Below are 25582 nucleotides of genomic sequence, written 5' to 3'. Positions count from 1 at the left end.
GGCCAGCGTTGCGATGCCGGGGAGAGGGCTTTAGGTCCGCATCAAAAACCAGACGATCGCCGCAATCGCCAGCGCCGCAACCACCAGCATCAGCAACACCGGCCGCTTCGTCGGCCCCGCGACATCCGTCGGCTTCACGACAGGCGCCACCGGCGCCACCACCACCTCCGCGCGGGCCACCACCGGCGGGGGACGCAGTGGAGACGGCATCAGCCGTCCCAGCGCCCTGCCATCCGGCCCCGCCGCCAGCGCGCGCGCGACCGCCGCGGTCAGCGCATCGAGTTCGGCATCACTGCCCCCTGCCCCCGCCACCGTGGCGACCGGCGCCGGCGCGTCGGGCAGCGCCAGGCCGGCTTCGGCCAGCCGCTCCGCCGGGATGAACAGCGACAACGGCCGGGACGGCTCCGCAGGCGCCACCGGTGTCGGCACGGGCACACCGCCCGCCGCGCCGCGCGCGACCGCCCAATCCTCCAGCTCCGCGCGCAGCGCCTTGGCGCGCGCCGAATTCGTCTCCGCGGCCAACGCCGCCTCGCGAGTCCGCGCCTCCGCCTCGTCCAGCGTCATCGCCCGGATCAGCGCGCCGGGCGCGGCGACACCCAGCGCCTCCAGCGCCGCACCCAGCCGGTGCCACCCGGCATGTGCCACGCCGCCGCCCTGCCAGCCATCCAGCGCGATGCTGGGCACGGTGTCGAACATGAAGGGCGGCTCCTCCGCCCCCCACAGCAAGTTGATCAGCACGCCGCGCTTCTGCGCCGCGCCGGCATCGTCCCAAACCAGATCGGAATTGATCGAGGCGGGCGTCCACAGCGCCAGCACCGCGGCCGGGGGCGGCGGCAGCGGTGGCGCGCCTTCCGCGCCGACCACAACCGCAGCCGGTGCCGCCTGGGCCGGCTCGATCGCGACGCCCAGCGCGGCAAGGCCCCGGGCGATCCGCCCGGCAACCGCATCGTCCGCCCGCGCACAGGATATGAGAACCCCCGCCATGGCCCCTCCGGCAAGTCCTTGATCCAAGGATGAGAGTAGCTGTTTTCCCAAGTCAAGCAGAAGCCCCCTGCCGGACATGTTTCGACATCGAGCAGATACGGCCCCCGCCCATAAAAGGTTGCCCCGCGCCGGTATGGACCTTACACGAAGGACAAAATGATAGCGCTACCGGGAGTTGGATCGGCATGATCGCACGTGGGATGACATCTATCGCGCTGGCGCTGACGCTTGCCGCCGTCACCGCATCCCCCGCCCGCGCCGCGCGCGAGGAGATCCGGATCTCGTCCGACTGGCGCTTCACCAAGGGCGATCCGCAGGGCCTCGCCACCGATCTGCGCTATGACATCCGGCCTGACGCCAGCGACACCGGCGACGGCAAGCTCGCCGATGCCCGGCCGGATGCCGCGGTCGCAACCGAAGATGCCGGGCTCAAGGTGCTGAAGCCTTGGATCCTGCCCAGCGCCAACGCCTTCATTGCCGACCCCGCAAAGCGCCACCAGCGGCCCGCCGGCAATCCCGGCGGCGACGTCTCCTACGTCCAGCCCGGCTTCGACGACACAGGCTGGCAGCGCGTCGACCTGCCGCATGACTGGGCGATCGCCGGCCCTTTCATCACGGAAGGCCCCTATGGCGGCATGGGCCGGCTGCCGAGCTGGGGGATCGGCTGGTACCGCAAGGCGCTGAGCATCCCCGCGGCGGACAAGGGCAAGTCGATCTTCCTCGATGTCGAGGGGGCGATGTCCTACGCCACCGTCTGGCTCAACGGGAAGCTCGTCGGCGGCTGGCCCTATGGCTATAACAGCTTCCGGCTGGACCTGACGCCCTATGCCGTGCCCGGCGGCGCCAACATGCTCGTCATCCGGCTGGACAATCCGCCCGCCTCTGCGCGCTGGTATCCGGGCGGCGGCCTCTATCGCGACATCTGGCTGACCAAGACCGATCCGGTCCATGTCGGCCAGTGGGGCGGCATCGTCCGCACGCCCGAGGTGAGCAAGGACCGCGCGACGATCGCGGTCGACCTGGCGATCGACAATGACGGCGCGGCGCCCGCCGAGGTCAGCGCCACCACCGCGATCTACGCGCTCGATGCCGCGGGCAAGCGGGCCGCGAAGCCCGTCGCCACATTGGCGCCGCAGCGCGCGAGCATCGGCGCGCGCGCCAGCGCGGTGCTCAAGGCCAGCACCAGCCTCGCCAATCCGCGCCTGTGGGGGCCGCCGCCGACGCAGCAGCCCAACCGCTATGTCGCGGTCTCCACGATCAGCCGCGGCGGCCGCGTCGTCGATCGCTACGAAACCGCCTTCGGCATCCGCACGATCGCGATGGATCCGAACCGCGGCGTGATCGTGAATGGCGAGCACATCCCGTTGCGCGGGGTGAACAACCATCATGATCTCGGCGCGCTCGGCGCCGCGTTCAACCGCCGCGCCGCGCAGCGCCAGCTCGAGATCCTGCGGGACATGGGCACCAACGCGCTGCGGATGAGCCACAATCCCCCCGCCCCCGCCCTGCTCGATCTCGCCGACGAGATGGGCTTCCTGGTGATGGACGAGGTGTTCGATTCCTGGGAGCGCAAGAAGACCCCGCTCGATTTCCACCTGATCTTCCCGGACTGGCAGGAGCCGGACCTGCGCGCGATGCTGCGGCGGGATCGCAACCACCCCTCGATCATCATCTGGAGCGTCGGCAACGAGGTCGGCGAGCAATATACCGGGGAGGCCGGGGCGGACCTCGCCCGCCGGCTGGTGAAGATCGTGCGCGAGGAGGATCCGACGCGCCCGACCACCAACGCGATGAACTATGCCAAGGCGGATATGCCACTGCCCGGCGCGGTGGACGTGATCAGCCTCAACTATCAGGGTGCGGGCATCCGCGGCATCATCGGCCAATATCCGGCGTTCCGCGCCGCCTTTCCGAACAAGGTCATCCTCAGCACCGAAAGCGCCTCAGCGCTCAGCAGCCGCGGCGAATATCTGTTCCCGGTGGCGGGCAATATCAGCGGCCCGGTGCGTCCCTGGTCGGGCGGCAACCCGGATACGCACCAGGTGAGCGCCTATGAGATGCACGCGGCGGACTTCGGCTCCTCCCCCGACCGCGTCTTCGCCGCCGATGACCAACATCCCTATGTCGCGGGCGAATTCGTGTGGACCGGCTTCGACTATCTCGGCGAACCGACGCCCTATTACACGTCGCGCAGTTCCTATTCGGGCATCGTTGACTTGGCCGGTTTCCCCAAGGACCGCTTCTGGCTTTATCAGGCGCGCTGGCGACCCGATCTGCGCTTCGCCCACATATTGCCGCACTGGAACTGGGCGGGCCGCGAGGGGCAGATCACCCCGGTCCACGTCTTCTCCTCGGCGGACGAGGCGGAACTGTTCGTCAACGGCAAATCCCAGGGCCGCATCAAGAAGCGCGACTATGAATATCGCTTCCGCTGGGATTATGTGACCTACGCCCCCGGCGAGGTGCGCGTGGAGACCTGGAAGGCCGGCCAGCCCTGGGCGACGGCTTCGGTTCGCACCACCGGCGCGCCCGCGAAGCTGGAACTGATCCCCGACCGGAAGGAGATCACCGCCGACGGCCGCGACCTTTCGTTCGTAACGGTCCGCGTGCTCGACCAGAACGGCGCCATCGTGCCCGACGCCAAGCCCGCGCTGCGCTTCACACTGTCAGGCCCCGGCGCCCTCGCCGCGACCGACAACGGCGACCCGACCGACATGACCGCCTTCCCCGAACCCCAGCGCAAGGCCTTCAACGGCCTCGCCCTCGCCATCATCCGCGCGACACCGGGCCGCGGCGGTGCTGTGACGCTGCGGGTCGAGGCGGACGGGCTGGCCCCGGCGGAGGTGAAGGTGATGGGGGTGCGGGGGAGGTGAGGCCGTTTCCTCGCCCGCGCGCAACGTCGGGGAGAGAGCGAGACGGGGTCGATCGTGCCGTCATCGAACGAAAGCTCGTCACCTCACGATATAGCGTGAAATCTCGTCCCCATGCAGCGCGTACGCGATCGTTCCGCCTCTCACGTCTGCGCCAGCCTCCAGCGCCTTGTTCACGGCGTCGAGCGACGAACACCCCCCTGCGATCCGTTCGTAAACCTCTTGGTCCAACCGACCATATTGCAGATGAGCACGCGCCAATTTGACGCCGCCCACATATTCCGGTTGCCGCATCAACCTGGCCGTCACACATGATCCATCCGGCTTCATGATCCTCATTTTCGAAACGATGTTGGTAATGCCCAACTTTTCCAGGATGGGGCGGCCGAACGCCATCGGCAGCAACTCGATCAGCCGCCAGGCCTCCGCCTCCGTAAAATCCTCCAAACGAAGTGCGGCCACCTTCTCTTCGTAACCACCTTCCCAGGTGCGCGCGATAATTTCCGCGCTGCGGATCAGCCGCTCTTCCGACATTTCCGCCTGCGGCCCCAGCAATCGCATCAACATGTTAAACCCCAGTTTCGAGGACACAATCCGAGATAGACCAACGCGGCAGTCTTCACTCCCCCGCCGCCGGATCCGCCGCGATCATGAGGTTTCCGGGACACAATACAAAATCCCAACACCGCAGGCTCCTGGACCATGTTCCGGAACCAACGCGCCGCCGTCACTGCCTTTGCGCTGCTGGCGCCGATCGCCGCCGGAAATGCCATTGCGGCCTGCTACGATGTCGCCGCGATTGCGCGACCCGCCGACGAGATCGCGGCGCAGCTTTCCAAACAGGCTACAGCTAGAGCCACTTCCTATTGCGCGAACTGATCGCCAGTTTTTCAACCAGTTCGCCAGGGATCGGGTTCCGCACCGAGAAGATGGACACCACTTGGTCGCCTTGAGCTTCAAGGCTGCAATCTCGTCGGCATGGGCAGCGATCGCGCCGGGATCGACATAGAGGCCGCATTGCTTGCTGAAGGCGGCATAGCCCGCGACGATCGTGCCTTCGATCTGGAACGCGGGCATGTCATATTTGACGACTTCCTCGGCACCCGGCAGCGCCTGCGCCAATTGCATGCGCAACTGGCTCAACAGCCCGCGAAACGGATCCGGCGCGGCCGTGATATTGGCATCATGCCTTCCAGCCATCCCCAAGACAAGAAATAGCAAAATTTCGGGGACATATACGAGATGGCCGCCGCGATTGTCAGCGGCAGAGTTTAGTATTATGTCCCCGAAATACCACGAAATTGGCAGCTGCGAGCCTCTCAACACCCCGTTAGCTTGATCTCGAACAGCTTCGGCCAATTCTTCCCCGTCACGAACAGCCGCTTGCCGGCCTTGTCATAGGCGATGCCGTTGAGCACCGCTTCCGATCCCTCGGCCCCCGCCTGTTCGCGCAGCCCGGCAAGGTTGATCACCGTGCCCACCGCGCCCGTCGCCGGATCGATCCGCAGCACATAGTCGCTGTGCCACACGTTCGCGAGGATCGCGCCGTCGACATATTCCAGCTCGTTGAGGTTGCGCACCGGCCGCCCCTGCACGGTCACCTCGATCCGCCGCGTCTCGCGCATTGTCGCGGGGTCGAGGAAGCGCAGGTCGGCCGTGCCGTCGCTCAAAATCAGCGCGCGGCCGTCCTGCGTGATCCCCCAGCCCTCGCCCGGATAGGCGAACTCGCCCTTGCGGCGCAGCGACTTCGCATCCCAGCGAAACCCCTTGCCGTTCTGCCAGGTGATGCTGACCAACTCGCTCTTCCAGTCGGTGATGCCCTCGCCGAACAGCCCCGCGGGGATGTCGATGCGCTGGAGCACCTGCCCGTCCTCGATCCGCACCCGCCGGATCGTCGACTGCCCGACCAGCCCGGTGCTCTCGATGAGCGCGCCGTCGCGATAGATCAGCCCCTGGGTGAAGGCATCGGCATCATGCGGAAAGCTGCGCTCGACGGTGTAGCCGCAGATCTTGGGTTGCGCGGGCGCCGGCACGGGCGGCTTCGCGGATTGTACGGTGGCGCTTGCGAGCAGTGCGATGAGGATGCCGATCATGGCGCGCTCATGCCACAGCCGCGCGCGCGGCGGAATGGCGCGGAAGCCTTACAAGCCCTCCCGCCTGATCCGCATCCCCTTCGTCCGGCTGGTCAGATGAAACTGCCGACACAAGGCGCAGCGATAGGGGCGCAGCACGACGTCCGCCTGGCGGATCAGCACCCACGCCGCCTCCTCGGTCGCGAAGCGCTTCTTGCGGAGGCAGATGCCCGGTCGCGTGCGCATGCGTCTCCCTCGCCCCCCCGCGCCGCATCCCGCCCGCGCACTACCGCCGTAGCCGAAGCCGTCCGCATGCGAAACCGCGCGGCAATCCCCAATCCTCCATAGCCGAGCATCCTCAATTGCCGGCGGAAAAATTGCGGCCATGCGCGTGCTTCAATCGAGACAGAACCCCAACATCAGGATCGATACCTATCATCTGCTCGGCGTCTGCGAATATCTGACGCGCAAGATCCTCACCAGCCGGCCGGAGGGCGACGGCACGGCGCAGAACCCCTATGCGCCAACCACGCCGAAGCAATGGGCATGGTGCTGGCAGAAGGAAAATGCCAAGGGTCATAAATATTATCGCATTCTTGGCAGGATCATCGAAAAGAAGCCAACCCATTATGTAAGCGACGTCACGGCAAAATATCAGCCCACGTCCAACATCAACCTCAACCAGAGCCTCACGAGCGATCCGAAATATCGACAGATCGCCGAAATGATCGACAATCCCGCCACTATCATTCAGGACGTAGGTGAGATCGGCCCGATCAACTATGCCACCGTTTTCAACGGCCGCGACATCACCGGCGCAATGCTCGATATCCTGATCGGGATGCGATCCGAGTTCGGGCAGCCGAGCCCGGCAAGCAATGAAGGCCGGTTGTTCGACAGCTTCCTGCCAGTCGTGATGGCGGCGATGTTCATCGCGGAACCGGCGCGAAACCCGCGGGCATGGCCGATCAACCTGATGATCCTCGACCTCATGCAGCAGGAAAGATGGACCTATTCCTGGAGCGAGATTCTCTGGCATCCGGACGACCGGACGGACCTGCCCGATACGCTCGCTCAGCCGGTTCAGGCGCCAATCGGCGGCGGCCGCACGATGATCGGCACCAGCAACAAGTCAGACCTCCATCTCATCGGCGGGCTCATGCCGTCCAGCCCGACCCAGGGGGGCATCATCGGCAAGCGGCAACTGATCAATCACAGCATGCCGAATGCGCCGGGGGGCGCCGAGAAACTCAGTTTCGGCTCGATCGCCTTCGATTATATCCACGAGAAGGAGATCGGCGTCCTGGTGCCGTGGCTGCAGTCCGTCCCCATGCTCGCTATGCAATGGTCGGTGGTGCCGAACGGCAGCCCGGAATCTCACCCGTGCCAGAACAAGTCGAAGATCGTCAGCGTCATGCCCGAAAATTCGATCCGGGATCTCCACATGGAGATAAAGAGACTCATCCTCGATGGCTGAAGCGCCGCCGAGGGGCGTTCAGCGAAAATGCTCCATCGCCAGTTCTCCCGCCGCCATCGCCCACGGGTGCTGCCGCTCGTCATAGACCGACACGTGCGGCGGCGGGAAGGTCGGGTCGGCGAACTGGCCAACCGGCACGGCGATGACGTCCGGCGCAGCGTTCATATCCCAATAGACGATCGATCCGCAGACGGGGCAGAAATGGAAGGTCGCCGCAGTGCCGCTGTCGCCCACCCGCGTCCATAGGGTCGAGCGCCCCTCGACCACCACCCGGTCGCGCGGGAAGCGTGCCTGCACCGCGAAGATGCTGCCGGTGCGCTTCTGGCATTCGAGGCAATGGCAGATCGAGACGCGCACCGGCTCCCCGGCGCAAGTGGCGCGGAGCTGGCCGCAACTGCAGGAAGCGGTGCGGCTGGTCATTCGAACCCCAATCGATCCAGCGACCGAAAACCGGCCAGGCCCAGCCGATCGAACGCGTCGCCGCCCGCCTCGGCGATCACGCCGAGCGCGGCCAGGCCCTCGCTGATCGGCGAGGTCGAAGGTTGCGGCGTCTTGCTCGAATGGACACCCCGCCAGACCGAAGCCCCATCCTCGAACAGCGCCGCGCCCTGCCCGCCGATCCCGCCGAAATAGTCGGTCTCAAGGTAGAGCGCCCGCCCGGCACCAAGCGCATCTCCCATCGCGCGCGCCATCGTCGGCGACAAATAGGTAAAGCCGTCGAACCGCGGTTCGCGCGACATGGCGATCGCGTCCAGCCGATCCTCGTCCAGCGGCACCAGCAACAGATCGAAATCCAGCGCCACGGGATCGGGTGCGCCGAGCCGCCGGACCAGTGCCGCGACCGTCTCATGGCGCCCGATGATCGCGGTGAGGTGATGGCCCATGCTCGCGAGCGTAGACCGGTGGGCGAGCGCGCGGCAACGCTCCACATCCGCCAGGCGCAGGGCGACTGCAATCCAGCGGCGGATCGATGCGGCCCCGCCTCCGTTCTATGATCAGGCGGCATTCAGCAGGCGAACTTCGATATGGTCGACATGTTCAAGACGGTGCGCAAGGCGACGCGCCTGATGAAGAAACGACGACCGGTCTCGGCCGCGCTCGAACTGCAGAAGCTGCTCGTCGCCCCCGTCCAGAAGCCGCCTCGCAAGCGCGCAGCGCGGCCGGCATCCGCCAAAGCGCCACGCCGGAGCACCGCGGTCCGCGCCCCCGCCCGCCCCGCGCCCGGATCCTTCATCGCCGAGGACTTCACCTGCGCGCACGGCACGCTGGCCTACCGCTTCTACACGCCCACCGGCTCGAACCGCAGGCGGATGCCGCTGGTGGTGATGCTGCACGGCTGTTCGCAAACCGCGCGCGATTTCGCCACGGGCACCGCGATGAACCGGCTCGCCGACGAACTGGGTTTTCTGGTGCTCTATCCGGAGCAGGCGCGCACCGCCAACCCGGCGCGGTGCTGGAACTGGCATCGCCCCGACAATCAGCGGCGCGGCAAGGGCGAGCCAGCGATCATCGCCGCGCTCACCCGCCATGCCATGGCCATCGGCCGCGCCAATCCGGCGCGCATCTACATCGCCGGCATCTCCGCGGGCGGCGCGACCGCAGCGATCGTCGGCGCCGCCTATCCCGATCTCTACACGGCGGTGGGGGTGCACTCCGGCGTTGCAGTCGGCGATGTCGCGACGTTGAGCGGCGCGATCGCGGCGATGCGCGGAACCGGCGGCCCCCGCCCCACCGGCAAATTGCCCCGGCAGCAGCCCACGATCGTCTTCCATGGCGATCATGATCGCATCGTGCACCCGTCCAATGCCGCCGGCTTCCTCTCCAACCTGGAGCGGGCGGCACCGGGGCCGCTCACCGTTCGCACGCTGTCCGGCCAGTCGCCGGGCGGCCGCATGTTCACGCGGCGCGTCTATCAGGATCGGGCGGGGCACCTGATGCTCGAGGACTGGACGATCCACGGCAGCGGGCATGGCTGGTCGGGCGGCAGCCTGCTCGGCTCGCACACCGATCCCGCCGGCCCCGATGCATCGCGCGAGATGCTGCGTTTCTTCCTTGCGCAGAAGCGTGAGGACGCGAAGAGAAAGCCGCCAAGCCCGGCTTGATCCGCCCCGCTCCTGCCGATGGTATCGCGCCTCCGATTGCCGCTCTATCCTCGACGTGAATCGAAGGGGGCCGGATTGAGCAGCGACACCATGCCGACGATGCGCCGCGGGCGTGCGCGATGAAGCTCTTCGCCGCCCTGCTCCGCACCCTCATCCGCAAGGGCCAGTTGACCGTCATCGATGCCGGCGGGCGCACGCATCGCTTCACGGGCAGCCCCGCCGATGGCCCGCCCGTCACCATCCGCTTCACCGATCGAGCCACGCCGCGGCGCGCCGCGCTCAACCCCGCTCTGGCGCTGGGCGAGGCCTATATGGATGGACGGATGCTGATCGAGGAGGGCGACATCCGCCAGTTCCTCGACCTCATCGGCCGCAACACCCATTGGGACGATGACGATGCGGTGCGGCTGAACGTCTGGCGGCCGTGGCGCAGCAGCGCGGGGCCGTTCGCGGCGTGGAACTGGCAGCGCCGCTCGCGCCGCAACGTCGCGCATCATTATGACCTGTCGGACCGGCTCTACGCGCTCTTCCTCGATGCCGACTGGCAATATAGCTGCGGCTACTTCCCTCGCCCCGACATGACCTTGGACGAGGGGCAGGCGGCAAAACGCGCGCATATCGCCGCCAAGCTGGATCTGCGGCCGGGGCAGCGGGTGCTCGATATCGGCTGCGGCTGGGGCGGGCTCGCGCTCTACCTCAACCACATTGCAGACGTTGAGGTGCTGGGCATCACCTTGTCCGAAGAGCAGTTGAAGGCCGCCCGCGCCCGCGCCGCGGCGGCGGGGGTGGCGGATCGGGTGCGCTTCGAACTGCGCGACTATCGCGACGTCGAGGGCCGCTTCGACCGCATCGTCTCGGTCGGCATGTTCGAACATGTCGGCCCGCCCTTCTACCAGCGTTTCTTCGAGACCTGCCGGTCGCTGCTCACCGAAGACGGCGTGATGCTGCTCCACACCATCGGCCGGTCGGATGGCCCCGCCCCCACCGACCGCTGGCTGGCGCGCTACATCTTCCCGGGCGGCTATGTCCCCGCACTCAGCCAGATCTCCCCCGCCGCCGAACGCGCGCGGCTGTGGGTGACCGATGTCGAGGTGCTGCGCCTGCATTATGCGCTGACCTTGGACCATTGGTATGATCGCGTCGCGGCGGCGCGCGACGAGATCGTCGCGCTCTACGACGAGCGCTTCTTTCGGATGTGGCAATTCTATCTGGCCGGCGCGACCAACGCGTTCCGGCACGATGCGCATGTGAATTTTCAGCTGCAGTTGACGCGCCGGCGCGAGGCGCTGCCACTGGTCAGGGATTATATGGGGGTGGCGGAGAAGGGGTTGGGTTGAGGGGGAAGGAAGCCGCCGCACTCCCTCTCCACTTCGGGGAGAGGGAGCCATCTTTCCTTATTCCGGAAACCCGTCGAACCGCGGCAGATCGTCCACGATCTCAAACCACACTGCCTTGTCCTTCACGAAAATATGCATCTGCGGCCGGATCGACGGCGCGTCGATCAACGTCCCCATCGTCACATGCACATAGGCATTGTCGCGCACGACCGACCACAGCAGCGATCCGCAGCGCCGGCAATGCACGTCATGCGCCTGATCGGGGTCGCCATGGATCAGCAGCGCGTCGGCACCTCGCGTCAGCGCCAGATGCGCGCGCTCGATACCGGCAAAGGGTTTGAAGGCACTGCCCGTGGCGCGGCGGCATTGGCCGCAATGGCAGTTCATCGCATAGCCGAAAGCGTCGGCCACCGTATAGCCGACCGTGCCGCACAGGCAGCCCCCGGCCAGCTGGCGCATCGTCAGTGGAAGCGGCCGATGCGGTTGACGACGATCTTCAGCCGTTCGGAAACCTGGGCGGGCGGCCGCCCGAGCTGTGCCGCGATCTGTTCCGCGGAAAAGCCGCGATCATGGAATCGCGCCACCCTGTCGAGATCGACATCGGTCCATTCGTGGCTGTCGATATGTCGTCCGTCGGCCATGAGGGTTCTCCTCGTACCTTATCGCTCAATGCCCCAACCGCGCTCCTGTTCCGCAGCGCAGCAAATTCCTCGCCTGCCCGCCGCGCCGGATGGCAGCGGTGGCAGGCAAGGAGCCACTTTAGGCAAGCCGGTCTGAACCTCAGCCGAACGCAGCTGTTAAGCGGCAGTCATGTTGCGAGGCAGCACATGACGGCAACCGGCATGAACACGAAACCGTCCGCGCGCCCCGGTGAACATGCTGATCCTCACCTGCCCCGAGAACGGGTCGCATAATTTATCAAATCCGTTGCACTCCCGTAGTCGAGGGGAGAGTCGCGCCGAAGTCGCACCAAGCTCTCGCGCCGGTTTCCCTGTCGCTCGACTTCACATGCGACGAAACGCGCAAGGTGACGAAACAAATTCGTTGAGCGTCACCCCGCCGGCCATTAGCGTCGACATCCGCCCGATATCGCGGAGGATCATGATGGCGACACAGGCAATGCGGGCGCCGATGTCCGCCGAACATCGTTTCTTCCTGTTCGGCGCCATCGCGATGGCGGTAGTGAATATCGCAGGCTTCTCGATGCAGTTCGCGATGGGCCGCTCGACCTTCGCGGCGCCGCCGCTGCTGCACCTCCACGCCATCACCTTCTTCGGTTGGACCTTCTTCTACGTGCTGCAGAATGCGCTGGCGACGACCGGCGCGGTCGCGCTGCACCGCCGGCTCGGCTGGATCGGCGCGGGCTGGGCGGCGGCGATCGTGCTGCTCGGCATCGTCATGACGGTGGGCATGGTCAGGCGCGGCGCGGCGCCCTTTTTCTTCGAGCCGGCCTATTTCCTGTTCATGAATGGCCTCAGCGTGATTTGCTTCGGCGCGCTCGCCACCGCCGCGATCCTGCTGCGCCGGCGCACCGCCTGGCACCGGCGGCTGTTCTTCTGCGGCATGACGATGCTGATGGGCCCGGCGTTCGGCCGCATCCTGCCGATGCCGCTGCTGATCCCCTGGGCCGGCTGGGCGGTGTTCGCCGCGATCATGATCTTCCCAGCGATCGGCATCGGCCGTGAACTGGCGCGCGGCCGCGTGCATCCGGCCTGGTGGTGGGGCGTCGGCGCGATGGTGGCGACTCAGATCGCAATGGGGGCGATCGCGTTCAGCCCAATGGGGCTGGCGGTGTATGAATGGGTGACGGCGGGAACGCCGGGTGCCGCGGTGTCACCGGTGGATTTCCCGCCGTTTCCGCCGGGGGTGTGAGGGGGCACCCTGAGCGCCCCCACCCTCCGTTCGTCCCGAGCGCAGTCGCGGCGGGAGACCCGCTCCGCCCTTATGAAATCCCCCGATCTCCCCGGTACGCCGCGATCAGTTGCTGATACTCGTCTATCCCCGGAAACCGCTCATAGCTGCGCACCGCGCCGGTCTGCGCCCAGGGCAGTTTCTCCGCGGTCTGCGTCTCCATCCACGGCGCGAACCAGCCCGTCTCGTCCAGCAAGGTGGCGCGGATGTTGACGAAACCCAGATCAGCGGCGGGTTTGGTGAACACCCAGCCCTTGCACCAGTCGCAATGATGATGGTGCGCCTCGTCGCCATGGAGGCCGCCGATCACGGTCTCGCCGGCGATCTGCTCGAAGCCGTCGGCAGGGATGATCAGGGTGGTGGAAAAGGCGCTGCCGCTCATCTGCTGGCAGCCGCGGCAATGGCACACGGTTTCCATCCAGGGCGCCTGCGAGACACGGAAGCGCACGCGGCCGCAGCGGCAGCCGCCTTCGATCGGCAGGTCGGGCAGGGTCATGGCGGTGCGCTCCCTTGGGGTGATCGCAGGCTTGCCCGCTGGCGGCATTCGATTCAACCTAACCCGTTCGTCCCGAGCGCAGTCGAGGGACGAGTCACACGAAAATCGTTCGACAGAAACTGTGCGGGGTCGCTCGGGACGAACGGAGGATGGGGAGCCCCGCTCCCCCTACGCCCCCATCTCCCCCAGCACCTTCATCGCATCCGCGCCCTGCTTCATCGCCGGCGCCATCGCCGCCAACTGCTGCGCCTGCGCCGCCTGCGCCCGGCTCTCGCGCATCGCCGCGACCGCTTCCGCCGGGCGGATGATCCGTGCCGGCGCGCCGGCGCGCGCGGCATATTCGTCGACGAGCTCGTCGATATCGAGCTTGTCCACCGCATCCGGCGCCATGCCGGCGAGGCTGCCGATGAAGCCGGTGGTGCGTTCGATCTGGCCGATGCCCACCATCCGCTGCATCTGCGCGAGGATCGAGACGAATTCGACCTGCAGTTCGCGTCCCTCCAGCACCTCCGGCGCGCGCGGCAGCAGGTCGCCGCGTTCCATGATGCCGAAGGCGCGGTCGATCACCGCCGACAGTTTCTCGGTCGAGACCCGCTCGATCGTCGGCCCGAGCTGGGTCAGCTTCTCCTCGTTGCGCGCGGCGATCTCCTCGACGGTGCGCGGCTGGATGCCGGCCATGTTGGTGATCGCATTGAACAGGTCGGCAAAGCTCGCCGCGTCGATCTGCGCCTTGCACTTGGCGACCTCATCCCCGATCGCCGCCACCGCCTGATAGGGCAGTTGGTAGGGCACGAGAATCGCATCCTTGTCGACACCCGCCGCCGAGACAAGGTTGCGCGGCTGACCGGTCAGCTTCAGCCCTGGCGGCACCACCTTTTCCGGGTGGACGAGCAGGTCGATCGCCTCGTTGCGGCGCTTCACCTGAAGCTGAAGTTCGCGCAGCGCCGGCAGCGCCTCCATGCCCGGCGAATAGCCATAGACGTCCGCGCCGGTGGTATCCCAGCGCGCCGCCCAGAACGGCTTTTCGCGATAGCCGCTGACCCGCAGCAGCTCGTCCCCGGATGCGCGCTCGTCCCAATAGACCGAGCGCCACGGCTTGGAGGCGGGGTTGCGGCCGTCATGGTCGGGATCGGGCTCGATCGCGTGGAACACGTCGACCATCTCGTCATAGCGGCTGCCGTCATAGGCGGTGCGCACACGGCTGCTCACCGCCTTGCCGAAGCTGTCGACGGCTTGGCGGACCGTCATCGGCGCGCGGCGATAGAGCGTGTCGGGCACCAGCGCGTCGCTGAGCGCGATCCAATATTCGCCCGCGGTCAGCGCATGGGCCACCATCCCCGCATCGGGATGCTCGACCAGCGCCACCGCCTCGGTGCCGAACAGCCCGCTTTCGGCATAGCCGGTCTTGGCGGCGCCATAGAAGTTGGTCTGGGCGAGGAAGGCATAGAGCCGCCGCTCGACCTCGGAGAGCCAGGGCTTCACCCCTTCCGCATCCATCAGCGCCGCATCGCCCAGCGCCAGGGTGAACCAGGGCCTGGAGGAAGAGGAAAGCCCACTGGTCATGCCGTTGGCGAGGGTGCGGAAGGCGACGATGCCATGTTCGTCGCGCAGCGATCCATTGCGCAGCCGGCGGTTGCGGTTGGTTTCGGCGTTGAGGAAGCGGCTGCGCGCCGGCTGGGCGAAGCGGGCGATCTCCTTCCACTCCGCCTCATAGTCGCTGCGGATCGCCTGCATGGCCTTCAGCCGCGTTTCGCACGCGTGGCGGAGCGAGAGCGCCATCAGCCGAGCGTCGGCCGCGCGGTGGAGGGCGGCGTGCCGAGCGCGTCGGCGCGGGTGAGGGCTGCGAGCAGCGGCCCCAGCCGGGCGCGACGGTCGCGCACGCCGGGTGCGGCGCCCTGGTCGGGCAGGCGCAGCGCCTGTCGTTCGGGGATGGTGGGGACGTCGGGGGTGGAAGCACACATGCGGCGGGGCTCCTCGCGCGAAGATGATGGGCGGCAGCAGCGGCTAAGTGACGGACGCGAAAGATTGAATCGCCGGCGTTCGATCACGGGCCGCCGCAGCCCTGCGTCGCTCCGCCCCGGCGCGATTGACCGGCGCCGCGCGCGCATGTCCATCCTCCCCGCGAACGAACAACCGGCGAGGCAGTCATGGGATGGTTCGGCAAGAAGGGGCGTGACACGGGCGATGGCGGCGGCAACGGCTCCGGCCCCGATTATTCCGCGATCGATTCCCGAGACAAGGTGCAGGCGCTGGTCGACAGGGGCGAGCTGGTGCCGATGCTGATGCTGCCGGAGGCGTTCGGCGGAGAGGCGATCCCGCCCAACATCCTCCACGTGCCCCGCTTCGCCGCAGACCTGAAGGCGAGCACCGACGCCAATGTGATCGCCCCGCTCGCCGCCTCCGGAAAGCTCAGCCGCTACAAGGTGGAGCCCGAATATGAGGGCAACAGTTTCGTGCCCGTCGCGGTGCGGCTGATCGCCTGGGATCCGGGCAGCTTCAACTATACCGTCGCCATCTGGGGCAAGGCGCTGGAGCAGCGTCCCGAAGGCGCGCGTGTGAACTGAAGGGAGCTGGGCGACGGGGGTCCAGATTCGCTCCAGCACCCCAACTCCGTTCGTCCCGAGCGACGTCGAGGGATGAACGGAGGACAACGTGCCCCCTACCGCGCCGTCAGCTCCACCCGCCGGTTCTGCATCTCCCGCACGCCGTCAGCGGTCGGCACGCGCGGCTGTCCTTCGCCGAAGCTCTGCGTGGAGATGATCGAGGCCGGAACGCCGTGGGACGTCAGATAGGCGCTGACCGACCCTGCCATCCGGCGCGACTTTCCGGCATTGTACGCCGCACTGCCCTCGCGATCGGTGTGGCCCGCCAGCATGATCTGCGGCGATTTGCAGCGCTGCCAGCTGCCGATGAAATTATCGAGGATCGCCGCAGCCTCCGGCGTGATGTCGGTCTTGTCCCAGTCGAAGAAGACGATGTACGGCCCCAGCTCGCACTGGCCCGGCGCGGCCAGGCCGCTCACGGCGGCGGGTTCCGGATAGGCTTCCTCATCCGGCTCCACCTGCCACACCGGCGGCATCCACTTCACCGTCCCCGTATAGCGCCCCGCGACCTTCGCGCCCGCCGCATCCAGCGCCGGATCGAAGCGTGCGCGTGCGGTCACCAGCCGGCAGGTGGCGCCGTCATAGGCGGCGATGCCCGATCGATTCACCGTCTCGCAGCCCAGCGGCTTGCCCGCCGCGTCGACATCCACCGCGATGCCGACATCGCCGTTGCGCGTGGCGCCCGGCGGATAATCCGCTTCGCCCACCCACATCCGCGCGTTGAGCGGCTTCGGCGGCGTCACCGCCGGCCCGGCGCCCTCGACCGCGCCGTTCGGGGCGTCGATCGCATCCGCGGCATTGTTCAATTCCTCCGCCGCCGCATCGTCCATGTTGACGATCAGATCGCTCGCATTCTCCGCCACTATGCCACCGCCACCCCGCAGCCAGCCGGCATTCCACGCGAGCAGCCCGCCGGCGCCGAGCGCAGCGAGCAGCACCAGCGCGAGGATCGCCATCGTCACCGGCCCCTGCCCGCCCTTCGCTCCCGCAGCGGCGCGCGACGGTGAAGGCGCGGTCGCCACATCGCGCACGGTGGTCTGGGCGACCGTCGGTTGCGTCGCAGCGGGTGGCGTGGCGACGGGTGGTGGCGCCGGCCCGCGCATCGTCGTGCTTGCCTCGTCGCGCGACGCGCGCAGCCGCCACATGTCCATCGGCGTGGGCGCCGGCTGCGTCGCCTTGCCCTCCGCCACCGCACCGCCCGCGACCACGCCGAGTTCGCGGCGCCAATGGTCCGCGCTCGCCGGCCGATCCTCGGGCCGCGGCTGCAGCGCATGGTCGATTGCCGCCAGAAACCCGCGCTGGAAGCCCGGCGGAGCGAGCGCCACCAAGGTGCTGTGATCGCCGCGATAGAGCCGCCGGCTCGCTTCCTGCGGCGGCTCGCCGGTGATCGCGCGATAGAGCACCGCGCCGGCGCTGTAGAGGTCGGATGCCGGCCCGGGCGCCTCGCTGCCGGCGCCATGATATTGCTCGACCGGCGAATAGCCCGGCTTCACCACCGCCGCGACGCTGCGGGTCAGCTCGACCATCAGATCCTTGGCGGCGTTGAAATCGATCAGCACCGCCCGCCAGTCCCGCCCCGGGGTGACGATCACATTGTCGGGCGCGATGTCGCGGTGGAACAGCTCCTGGTGGTGGAGGAAGGCGATCGCGTCCGAAAGCTGGTCCGCCAATGTCATGATATCGGCGGGGTCGCGCATCGCGCCTTCTGCCAGCACCGTCGCCAGCGGCTGCCCCTCCACCCGCTCCATCGCCAGATAGGCGGTGTTGTTGGCGGGAAAGGCGGCATGGATGCGGACGATGCCGGGATGGTCGGGCAGCGCCGCCATCCGTTCGCCCAGCGCCAGGAAGCGCTCCACCCCGCGCCTGAGATCCGGCGCCCACGCCGCGCGGGAGGCTTCGGCAACGCCGCCGCTCCCGCGCGAGATCAGCTGCTTGGGCCAATATTCCTTGAGGAGCACCGCGCCGAAGCGCGGATGGCGCGCGGCATAGACGATGCCCTCCCCGCCCTGGCCGATCGCCTCGCCCAGCACGAAATCGCCCACCGCCGTGCCTGCCGGCAACGCATCATGGAAATCGGCCGCAGCCTGCATCGTCTGCTCGTCCCCACCCGATTGCGGCACCCCCCGGTGCCGGCCACTTGGAATTGCACGGATTCCGCGTTCAGTCGATGCCCGCGGTCACCCGGCCTGCTTTGCGATCCAGCGGCGGATCAGCGCCTGCAATTCGGCCTCCGCAATCGCCGCCGCCGCGTGCTCGGGCGCGAACCAGGCGCGCTCGCGCAGCGCCTGTTCCTCCCAGCGATCCAGCTCCTCCGCCACCTCCAGCGGGAACACACTCACCCGCAGCCGCCGCACCCCGCCGGCGGCCAGCAGCTTGTCATATTCGAACGTGCCCATCTTGCCGCCGACCCGCCCGGTGACGCCGGCTTCCTCCAGCGCCTCCTTGGCGGCGGAGGCGGCGGCAGTCATCCCGCGTTCGATATGGCCCTTGGGGATGATCCAGCGCCGCGTACGGCGCGAGGTGACGAGCAGCACCGCGACGCCGCCATCCGCCAGACGGCGCCACGGCAGCGCGGCCGACTGCGTCACCCTCATTTCCAGTCTCCCGCGATCCCCTGTGGAGAAGTCTGCACATCGGCAGCACCTCGCGCAACCATCCGGTGGGAACCCGGTGCGGGGTTGCTCTGTTCTTGCCCGCACCGGGGGCTGTGAGGAGAACCGGAATGGCTTATACAGAAGAACGTCGGGTGGAACCGGGCACCACCACCATTATCGAGCGCCGCAGCGGCGGCGGTAGCGCCGCTGCGCTGATCGCACTGCTGCTCGTCGTCGTCGCCGCGGTCGCGGTCTACTTCTTCGTCATTCAGGACAAGCGCGAAAGCGATGCCGTGACCGGCGCTGCGCAGGCAGTTGAATCGACCGCGCAGAAGGCAGGCGGGGCGATCGACGAGGCGACCGGCCAGAAGTAAGGGCGCCCCGGCGGGTGACACCGCCGGACCATGCGTGTTTTCGCACCCCGGGCATGGCGCTTGTCCAAAGCCTTCGTACGTCTCGCGGCCCGCCGCCGGGATGACGAAAGCCAGGGCAAGTGGCCATACCCGGGGTGCGCCTTGTCCGCGACAGGCGCGGCCTGCACGGCAGGCGCTGACATTCGTCCATCCATCCGCCTGCCAGCCGGCATGACGGCGCATGCAACTGATCGGGCTTTTCGGCTCGCTTCGCCCCGCCTATGGTCGGGCGCTGCTCAGCCGAAGGTAAACTCAATGACGCTCCGTCGCCTTGTTGTCGCCGCCCTGCCTCTCTTCCTCGCCATGCCCGCCGCTCAGGCGGCGTTGCCCAAGGGTGCGAAGGCACCGTCCTTCAGCACGCCGGCGGCGCAGGCCGGCAAGCCCTTCGCCTTCTCGCTGACGAAGTCGCTGCAGAAGGGCCCCGTGGTCCTCTATTTCTTCCCGAAGACCTTCACCCAGGGCTGCACGATCGAGGCGCATGAATTCGCCGAGAAGACGCCGGAGTTCGAAACATCGGGCGCCACCGTGATCGGCATGTCGGCAGACAGCATCGCCGACCTCCAGCGCTTCTCGCGCGAGGCCTGCCGGGACAAGTTCGCGGTCGGCATCGCCAGCCCCGCTATGATCAAGGCCTATGATGTCGCGATGGCGGTGGAGCCCGGTCGGTCGGAGCGCGTCTCCTATGTGATCGCGCCCGACGGCAAGATCCTCTACGTCCACAATGATCGCGATCCGCGCGGCCACATCACCGGCACGCTGAATGCGGTGAAGACGTGGCGCGCACAGCACCCCACGAAGAAGGCGAAGCGCTGAGGGGGCGACCGTTTTTTCCCCTCGCCCCTATGGGGAGAGGGAAAGGTCCGCGTAGCGGACCAGGGAGAGGGGCAGTCGCGCCGAGCGTAAAGGCCTGACGGGTTCGCTCTGAAAAGGGCCGACCGGCGGCGCTGAGCCCTTCGAACCTCTACGCGGAGCGTGACTCCCCCCTCTCCCCGTCCCTCCCCCCATAGGGGCGAGGGAGCGCGGCGGCAGCACCGCTCAATTCATGCACGATCGAATACCTCGCTACCAAGTGCGGGAGAGGGCTTTTTGCTCGGTGCGCGCGCCTCAGAAACTCCCCCAATACGTCCCCGCGCCGTCCACCTCGATCGCGCGGCCATAGCGTTCGAGGCGCGCCTTCACGTCGGGGCGGGCGCGCGCGGTGGCCATCACCTTCGCCAGCTTCGCCTCGAGCGGGGTTTCGGGTGCGGCGCGCTTGAAGCGGATGAAGCCGGTGAGCGCGCCGCCGCGCTCATCCGGATCGTCGAGCCGCGCGATCAGCTGCGCCTCGATCGCCGCCACGTCCCCGCGGCACGCCGCCGCCATCGTCGCTGCCGCCTGGTTGGTGTCCGCCACCAACTTCGCCTCCAGCGCCGCCGCCTCGCCGGCCCGGCCCAGTTCGCGCAAGGTGCAGGCCTTGGTCGAGAGGATCCACATCCGGCCATAGCCGCTCACCGGCGTGCCCTCCCCCTCCACCGTCGCCAGCACGGCGAGCGCGCGATCGGATCGCCCGGCCTCCATCAGCGTTTCGGAGAGGTTGATGATCTGCGAGATCAGCGCGGGATAGGTGTCCAGCCCCAGCGCGACGATGCCGTCCAGCGCCGCCACCGCATCGTCGGTGCGCCCGACATCGACCAGCGCATAGGCATATTCGTTGACCAGCCAGAAGGCCTGGCCCCCCGTCGCCTCGATCCGCGCGCGATCCTCCGCCAGCCGCTTGCCCGCCGCGATCGCGCCCGCGGGATCGCCCGCCAGCCGCAGCGCGCGGACATGACGCAGCACCGCGTCGAAATCGTCGGGTGCCGCCTTCGCCGCCGCCGCGGCATCTGCCACCGCCTTTTCGATCGGCGCGCGGAAGCCGTTGCCGCGCATCTTCTCAATATCGGGCCACAGCGCCTTGTATCGCTGGTCGATCGCCAGTTCGACCAGCCCGTTCACCGAAAGCCCCCGCGCCAGCAGCGCCCGCGCGCCCGGCAGGTCGCCGCGTTCCAGCGCCACCTTCACCGCGCAGCCGACCATCTCCTCGCCTTCCATCGTCGGCGGCTGCTGCTGCCAGCCGCCTCCTGCCAGGATCGCGCAGCTTTCCTCGCGCAGGCGCTTGCGCTCCGCGGGCTTCAGCCCCTGCAGTTGCGGCCAGAAGACATCGCGCAGCCAGTCCGCATCGATATTCGCCACCTCGCCGGGATGATGCTCCGCCATCAGCTTGAGCGTCCTGACGAAGCCGGCCGGATCGCGGCTGTCGAGCTGCGTCGCCAGCAGCATGCGATAGATGTGCGGCTGCCCCTGATACTGATCGATGCCCGATTGCAGCGCGGTGCGCGCCGCGGCGTAGCGCCCGAGCATCGCCAGCAGCACGCCCTTGGTGCCGTCGACCAGCCCCGCCGCGGCCGACGGGCGCGGCACCTTGGCCGACACGTCATTGATGATCGACAGCGCCTCGATGCGCGATGGCTGGTCGGTTTCCTCCATCAGCTTGGCGACGCGATCGAGCTGGTCCTGCCACGGCGCGAGCTGGGCGCGGTCGAGGCCATCGGCCTGCACGCCGCCCTTGCCCGCGCTCTTTTCGATCCGGTCGAAATGGAAGGTCAGCCCGCTTTCCTCGACCACCTTGTCGGACAGCGCGAACACGCCCTCAGCGCCGGTCGCGGGCACCGATCCGCCGGCGCCGCTCGACAGGCGGTAGACCATCTTCAGCGTCTCGCCCGACACCGTCGACTTGCGCACGAACGAAACCCCGCCCGCCTGCATGTCGATATCGTCGGGAACCACCGCCGGCCGACCCTTCACCACCAGTTCGATGGTCTGTTCGCGCGTCACGTCGCGCGGCAGCGCCAGCGGGTTGCGCCGCGCGCTGCTCTGCCGGGCGGGCAGGATTTCCGTCACGGTATAGGCGTTGGTGACGAGATCGGCGAGGATCTTGCCCTTTTCGAACGCCGCCCTCGAGAGCGTGTAATTCTCCACGATCGTCACGACATTGCCGTCGCGATCGTCGCGGATCGCCAGCGGCACTGATTCGACCAGCCCGGGGAAGCGCTTCTGGTAGAATTCCAGATTGGCGCGCGCCTGGTCCGACACGGGCTGAGAGGCGTTGCGCGACCGCGCATAATCGGCCTGCCCGTCGGTATAGCGGGTCTCCACCGCCAATGTCAGCGCGGTGGCCGCCGCCTCGTCAATCGCGAAGCGTTCCACCACCACCATCGCCCCGGCGCGCTCGCCGCGGCCCTTCATCTCCTCCAGCGCGGTCTGCCCGGCGCGGATCGGCAGCGCATAGCCGAAGGCCGCCGGCACCAGCGCGAGCCCGCGGCCGCCCTGATAGGATGCGGTAGCATCGATCCACGTCACCTGCCCGCCCAGCGCGGCGCGCACCACGACATGGTCGAACGCTAGCGGCGAGGGCAGTCTTTCGGGCAGGTCATAGCCCGGCCGCGTCGAAACCAGCGCGGGCACCGCGTCGATCCCCAGCCGGCCAAGCACCACCGCGAGCAGCAGCGCCTTGTCCTTGCAGTCGCCATAGCCGCGTTCCACCACCAGCGCGGGGCGGCGCGGCACATAGGATCCCTCGCCCATCTCCTCGCCGACATAGCGGATCGTATCCTGCACCAGCCGGGTCGCCTCGGTCAGCCGATCCTCGGGGCGCGGCCAGCGTGCCGCGATCGCATCCAGCTTCGCGGCGAAATCGGCGGGCAGGCTGGTATCGCCGGCATAATGCGCCACCGCCCAGTCGACCACTTCGGACCAGCGCGCCATCGTGGAGATATCGACGCTGCCATATTGCGGATACCAGTTCGGCACAGCCTTCTCGTCCTGCTCGAACGGCGGATCGGTGCCGACCCATTCCCAGAGCTGCATGTCGCCCTCACGCCGGCTGGTGAAGCCCATCGTGGTGTTGCGCGGGCGGAACTGCAGCGGCCGCCCCTGCGGCCACAGGATACGCACGTTGCGCTGGCTGAGCGGCACCGAATAGCGCGCGGTGAGCGCGTTGAAATAATGGCCCGGCCACAAGCTGGAATGGATATCGAGGGTCACGGCATAGTCGACGATGTCGCCCACCCGCACATCCTTCAGATGCGCGATCGCGCGCAACTGGCCGCTGATGATCTCCTCATCCAGCCGGTCCTCGCGCTCGACGATGGTGAACGCCGCGTCGCCGGTGCGGTCGATCACCTTGCCGTCGCGGACGATGCGCACGAAGTTCAGCGTGGCGGTTTCGAAACGCGGATCGAAATCGATCTCGATCTTGCCCGCATCCTCCAGCCCGCTGCGCTCCACCACCTTGGATGCGACGCGATAATAGGATTGGTGGCCGCGCTCGTTGCCGCGCACCTGCCAGTCGGTCAGGAGATAGGCGGCGCCGCCGCGTGCCAGCGCGAGTTGCGCGGTGGTGGGCTCGGGCAGCGTGCGCTCGGCCAGCCAGGCGGGGATATTGCCCTTGGCGATCGCCGCCGGCCGGCCATCGGTGGGGGACGGCGCCTGCGCGTGTGCCGGTGCAGTCGCGGCGATTCCCGCCAGCGGCAGGCCAAAAGTGACGGAAGCGCGCAACAGCGCGGCAAGCAGAGTCATCAAATCCGGTCCCCCCACGGCCAGACGGCCATCCATCTGTGCTATTGCCCCGCCGCAGCCGTTTCAAGCCGCGCGCATCTAGCGTCGCGCTGCAGAAATCCAGTGATTCCAAGAATTTGCGTCAATCCCGAAAAACCGGATCCGCAAAATTCGGTCCATAATGGCATGACATTCTTGTTGCGGTGCAGTATCAAGCGACTATCCACGTCACCGCCAACCGCCCCTTGCCGAATGCGAAGCCTATGCGTTTCTATCATGCGACCCGCTTCCTGTTCCCGCGCAGTTACCATCTGCGCATCTTCGCGATCTGCTTCGCGTCCGTGCACCTGCCGCTGATCGCTTTCCTTGTGGCCGAGGCGCTGCGCGGCGAATGGCATCTCGACATCTTCATGCCACTGCTGCTGGCGACGTTGGCGGGTACCGTAATTGCAATTACCGCGCTGGCTGCACTGCTTGCACCGATCCGCCACGCCACCGCGCTGCTCAGCGCGGTGCAGGCCGGCAAGCGCGTGAATGCCGTACCCAAGGGCGGTCAGGATCTTGCCGGGCAATTGCTCGCCGGTGTCGGCCTCGCCGCCGCCGCGACTGCCGCGCGGATCGATCAGCTGACCGACGAGGCGGCGCGCGATCTGCTGACCGGGCTCTATAACCGCCGCGGCTTCATCGGTGCCGCCTCGATCCGCCTGATGGCGGGGCGCAAGGCGGCGGTGGCACTGCTCGATCTCGACTACTTCCGGCTGGTCAACGAACGCTATGGCATGGCCGAAGGCGATCGCGTGCTGCAGGATTTCGGCGATTGCCTGACCGAGAATCTGCGCGAGGCTGATGTCGTCGGCCGCTGGGGCGGCGAGGAATTCGCGGTGATGATCTTCGACATCGAACCCGAACGCGCCCGCCAGGCGCTCGACCGCCTGCGCCAGCGCATGCGCGTCTCGCCGCTGGCCACGCTGGACGATGAACCGCTGACCTTCTCCTGCGGGATGGCGACGGTGAACAATGCCGACCAGCTCGAGTCCGCGATCCGGCTGGCGGATTCCGCGCTCTACACCGCCAAGCTCGCCGGCCGCGACCAGGTCCGCGCGGCGCCGGTGGCGGAGTAAGGGGCGGTCGAGGAATTGGAGAGGGCTTAACGCCAGCCCCCTACCCCACCTCGATCTCGATCCCTTCGAACGCCAGTTCCACCGTCTCGCTCAGCACCGCATTGCTCTCAGCATCGAGTGCGCCGTGGCTCAGCAGCACCGGCCGCGCGCCCTTCACGCGCCAGCGCAGCGCCGGCCGGCCCGCGCCATCGAGCAACGTGATGGCGACGTCGCGTCGCCCGCTGCCGGGCTTGGCGCGCTCCGCCTGCCACCAGTCGATCAGCCGGGCATCGCCGCTCGCCGGCCGGCGCAGCACCACCCGCCCCTCCGCCGTGCCGCGCTCGGCGGCCACCGCGGGCAAAGGCGGCAAAGTGACGGCGGAAAAGCCGGCATCCTCGTCCAGCCCATCGATCGAGACGAGGAAGCGCGACGCCACCAACGGCTCCGCCCCGCTCATTCCAGCTCGAGCCGCTCGTGCGCCAGCACCAGTTCCTCGATCGCGATCTCGCGGGAGGCGGCGACCAGCGGCGCGGCGGCGAAGCGCGCCGGCCAGGCGCGGCGCAGCCTCCACGTCGTCACCACCGCGGTGCGATCCTCGGAAAGCAGGCTGATCGTCACCGTGCGGCGCGCATTGACGTCGCCATTGCGGACCTGATCGATCCACTGAAACAGGTTGAGGCTGCCGATGATCCCGCGTTTCAGCGTGACGTCGCCATAATGCGCCCGCCCCGGTATTTTCAGCGCGCCGGATTCCGGCATGTTGCCCACGCGATATTCGATCACGTCCAGCCGCATCGAGAGGCCGGATACTTCGTTGAACCCCGCCGGGTACCCTTCGGTATTGCCGTCGCCCAGATCGACCAGAAAGTTGAAATTGCCATAGGGAATGTCGCGCAGCACAGCCATTGCCCGCCTCCATCGGTTGTGAAGCCGGTGTGACGCGGCGCGCGCGTGCCGTCAGTGACGGCGGGCACAGAAAGGATATGGTTCCTTCACCTAGGTGAAAAATGCCATTTGAACCCCGGTCGCACGGGCATTAGAGCATGCA

26 protein-coding genes are annotated in these 25582 nt (G+C 67.6%); 9 read left to right on the top strand and 17 right to left on the bottom strand.

The annotated features are described in order from the left end of the window. Positions 1 to 30: 30 nt before the first annotated feature. Positions 31 to 984, bottom strand: coding sequence for a hypothetical protein (locus tag FHS96_RS00615; RefSeq protein WP_429587270.1), 954 nt, complete (start codon positions 982 to 984; stop codon positions 31 to 33). A 200-nt stretch (positions 985 to 1184) separates the two neighbouring features. On the opposite strand from FHS96_RS00615, the gene galB reads away from it, so the two are divergent. Beyond that, positions 1185 to 3857: a beta-galactosidase GalB gene (gene galB, locus FHS96_RS00610; protein ID WP_429587268.1), complete on the top strand. Its 2673-nt coding sequence runs from the start codon at positions 1185 to 1187 to the stop codon at positions 3855 to 3857. Between the two features lie 78 nt (positions 3858 to 3935). Here galB and FHS96_RS00605 read toward each other — a convergent pair whose 3' ends face one another. The 4 genes from FHS96_RS00605 to FHS96_RS00590 form a co-directional block, all read right to left on the bottom strand. Next, on the bottom strand, positions 3936 to 4421 hold the full coding sequence (locus FHS96_RS00605; RefSeq protein ID WP_429587267.1) for a hypothetical protein: 486 nt from the start codon (positions 4419 to 4421) through the stop codon (positions 3936 to 3938). Between the two features lie 81 nt (positions 4422 to 4502). Next, complete coding sequence (locus tag FHS96_RS00600; protein WP_429587265.1) at positions 4503 to 5213, bottom strand: iron chaperone; 711 nt, start codon at positions 5211 to 5213, stop codon at positions 4503 to 4505. Next, positions 5174 to 5947, bottom strand: a complete 774-nt coding sequence (locus tag FHS96_RS00595) for a glutaminyl-peptide cyclotransferase (RefSeq protein WP_429587264.1) — start codon at positions 5945 to 5947, stop codon at positions 5174 to 5176. Before FHS96_RS00595 ends, FHS96_RS00600 begins: the two co-directional genes overlap by 40 nt. Positions 5948 to 5995: 48 nt before the next feature. Then, positions 5996 to 6172 carry a hypothetical protein gene (locus tag FHS96_RS00590; RefSeq protein WP_429587263.1) on the bottom strand — a complete coding sequence of 59 codons (177 nt, stop codon included), beginning with the start codon at positions 6170 to 6172 and terminating at the stop codon, positions 5996 to 5998. Between the two features lie 139 nt (positions 6173 to 6311). On the opposite strand from FHS96_RS00590, the gene FHS96_RS00585 reads away from it, so the two are divergent. Further along, the gene (locus tag FHS96_RS00585) at positions 6312 to 7403 is read left to right on the top strand and encodes a hypothetical protein (protein ID WP_429587261.1); all 1092 of its coding nucleotides are present in this window, start codon (positions 6312 to 6314) and stop codon (positions 7401 to 7403) included. An 18-nt stretch (positions 7404 to 7421) separates the two neighbouring features. Here FHS96_RS00585 and FHS96_RS00580 read toward each other — a convergent pair whose 3' ends face one another. Together FHS96_RS00580 and FHS96_RS00575 are read right to left on the bottom strand one after the other, a co-directional pair. Continuing rightward, the gene (locus FHS96_RS00580; RefSeq protein WP_429587259.1) at positions 7422 to 7823 is read right to left on the bottom strand and encodes a GFA family protein; all 402 of its coding nucleotides are present in this window, start codon (positions 7821 to 7823) and stop codon (positions 7422 to 7424) included. Beyond that, complete coding sequence (locus tag FHS96_RS00575) at positions 7820 to 8287, bottom strand: hypothetical protein (protein ID WP_429587257.1); 468 nt, start codon at positions 8285 to 8287, stop codon at positions 7820 to 7822. Before FHS96_RS00575 ends, FHS96_RS00580 begins: the two co-directional genes overlap by 4 nt. Before the next feature lie 141 nt (positions 8288 to 8428). On the opposite strand from FHS96_RS00575, the gene FHS96_RS00570 reads away from it, so the two are divergent. Both FHS96_RS00570 and FHS96_RS00565 read left to right on the top strand, forming a co-directional pair. After that, positions 8429 to 9505, top strand: a complete 1077-nt coding sequence (locus FHS96_RS00570) for an extracellular catalytic domain type 1 short-chain-length polyhydroxyalkanoate depolymerase (RefSeq protein ID WP_429587255.1) — start codon at positions 8429 to 8431, stop codon at positions 9503 to 9505. Between the two features lie 119 nt (positions 9506 to 9624). Next, a complete protein-coding gene (locus FHS96_RS00565) occupies positions 9625 to 10842 on the top strand; it encodes a class I SAM-dependent methyltransferase (protein WP_429587253.1) in 1218 nt (405 codons plus the stop codon). A 57-nt stretch (positions 10843 to 10899) separates the two neighbouring features. Here FHS96_RS00565 and FHS96_RS00560 read toward each other — a convergent pair whose 3' ends face one another. Further along, positions 10900 to 11301, bottom strand: a complete 402-nt coding sequence (locus tag FHS96_RS00560; RefSeq protein ID WP_429587251.1) for a GFA family protein — start codon at positions 11299 to 11301, stop codon at positions 10900 to 10902. Between the two features lie 2 nt (positions 11302 to 11303). After that, positions 11304 to 11483, bottom strand: coding sequence for a hypothetical protein (locus FHS96_RS00555; protein ID WP_429587250.1), 180 nt, complete (start codon positions 11481 to 11483; stop codon positions 11304 to 11306). 463 nt (positions 11484 to 11946) lie between these two features. Here FHS96_RS00555 and FHS96_RS00550 point away from each other — a divergent pair, with 463 nt between their 5' ends. Next, on the top strand, positions 11947 to 12714 hold the full coding sequence (locus FHS96_RS00550; RefSeq protein ID WP_429587249.1) for a hypothetical protein: 768 nt from the start codon (positions 11947 to 11949) through the stop codon (positions 12712 to 12714). A gap of 70 nt (positions 12715 to 12784) precedes the next feature. Here the strand turns inward: FHS96_RS00550 and FHS96_RS00545 are convergent, their stop codons facing one another. The 3 genes from FHS96_RS00545 to FHS96_RS00535 all read right to left on the bottom strand — a co-directional run bounded on the left by FHS96_RS00545 (position 12785) and on the right by FHS96_RS00535 (position 15210). Next, positions 12785 to 13249 (bottom strand): GFA family protein, encoded by a 465-nt coding sequence (locus FHS96_RS00545; RefSeq protein WP_429587248.1) that lies wholly within the window; start codon positions 13247 to 13249, stop codon positions 12785 to 12787. 168 nt (positions 13250 to 13417) lie between these two features. After that, complete coding sequence (locus FHS96_RS00540) at positions 13418 to 15028, bottom strand: portal protein (protein WP_429587247.1); 1611 nt, start codon at positions 15026 to 15028, stop codon at positions 13418 to 13420. Beyond that, entirely contained in the window at positions 15028 to 15210 is a 183-nt protein-coding gene (locus FHS96_RS00535; protein WP_429587245.1) for a hypothetical protein, read from the bottom strand. Before FHS96_RS00535 ends, FHS96_RS00540 begins: the two co-directional genes overlap by 1 nt. A 186-nt stretch (positions 15211 to 15396) precedes the next feature. Between FHS96_RS00535 and FHS96_RS00530 the strand changes: the two genes are divergently transcribed. Further along, complete coding sequence (locus FHS96_RS00530; protein ID WP_429587243.1) at positions 15397 to 15813, top strand: hypothetical protein; 417 nt, start codon at positions 15397 to 15399, stop codon at positions 15811 to 15813. Positions 15814 to 15908: 95 nt separating this feature from the next. On the opposite strand, the gene FHS96_RS00525 is transcribed toward FHS96_RS00530, so the two are convergent. Both FHS96_RS00525 and FHS96_RS00520 read right to left on the bottom strand, forming a co-directional pair. Then, on the bottom strand, positions 15909 to 17942 hold the full coding sequence (locus tag FHS96_RS00525) for a protein kinase domain-containing protein (protein WP_429587242.1): 2034 nt from the start codon (positions 17940 to 17942) through the stop codon (positions 15909 to 15911). 87 nt (positions 17943 to 18029) lie between these two features. Next, positions 18030 to 18446 carry an NUDIX hydrolase gene (locus FHS96_RS00520; protein WP_429587241.1) on the bottom strand — a complete coding sequence of 139 codons (417 nt, stop codon included), beginning with the start codon at positions 18444 to 18446 and terminating at the stop codon, positions 18030 to 18032. Between the two features lie 128 nt (positions 18447 to 18574). Between FHS96_RS00520 and FHS96_RS00515 the strand changes: the two genes are divergently transcribed. Further along, positions 18575 to 18820 carry a hypothetical protein gene (locus tag FHS96_RS00515; RefSeq protein ID WP_429587240.1) on the top strand — a complete coding sequence of 82 codons (246 nt, stop codon included), beginning with the start codon at positions 18575 to 18577 and terminating at the stop codon, positions 18818 to 18820. A gap of 294 nt (positions 18821 to 19114) precedes the next feature. Continuing rightward, positions 19115 to 19672: a peroxiredoxin gene (locus FHS96_RS00510; RefSeq protein WP_429587238.1), complete on the top strand. Its 558-nt coding sequence runs from the start codon at positions 19115 to 19117 to the stop codon at positions 19670 to 19672. A 291-nt stretch (positions 19673 to 19963) separates the two neighbouring features. On the opposite strand, the gene FHS96_RS00505 is transcribed toward FHS96_RS00510, so the two are convergent. Then, a complete protein-coding gene (locus tag FHS96_RS00505) occupies positions 19964 to 23455 on the bottom strand; it encodes a DUF3857 domain-containing transglutaminase family protein (protein ID WP_429587237.1) in 3492 nt (1163 codons plus the stop codon). A 242-nt stretch (positions 23456 to 23697) separates the two neighbouring features. On the opposite strand from FHS96_RS00505, the gene FHS96_RS00500 reads away from it, so the two are divergent. Then, complete coding sequence (locus FHS96_RS00500) at positions 23698 to 24555, top strand: GGDEF domain-containing protein (protein ID WP_429587236.1); 858 nt, start codon at positions 23698 to 23700, stop codon at positions 24553 to 24555. Positions 24556 to 24595: 40 nt separating this feature from the next. Here FHS96_RS00500 and FHS96_RS00495 read toward each other — a convergent pair whose 3' ends face one another. Together FHS96_RS00495 and FHS96_RS00490 are read right to left on the bottom strand one after the other, a co-directional pair. After that, the gene (locus FHS96_RS00495) at positions 24596 to 24970 is read right to left on the bottom strand and encodes a phage tail protein (RefSeq protein WP_429587235.1); all 375 of its coding nucleotides are present in this window, start codon (positions 24968 to 24970) and stop codon (positions 24596 to 24598) included. A gap of 17 nt (positions 24971 to 24987) precedes the next feature. Continuing rightward, complete coding sequence (locus tag FHS96_RS00490; protein ID WP_429587233.1) at positions 24988 to 25440, bottom strand: phage tail protein; 453 nt, start codon at positions 25438 to 25440, stop codon at positions 24988 to 24990. Between the last annotated feature and the right edge of the window lie 142 nt (positions 25441 to 25582).

This window comes from Sphingomonas zeicaulis (genome assembly GCF_050433225.1).
Taxonomy (GTDB): Bacteria; Pseudomonadota; Alphaproteobacteria; order Sphingomonadales; family Sphingomonadaceae; genus Sphingomonas_D; species Sphingomonas_D zeicaulis.
This window is presented reverse-complemented; position numbering and strand designations above follow the sequence as displayed.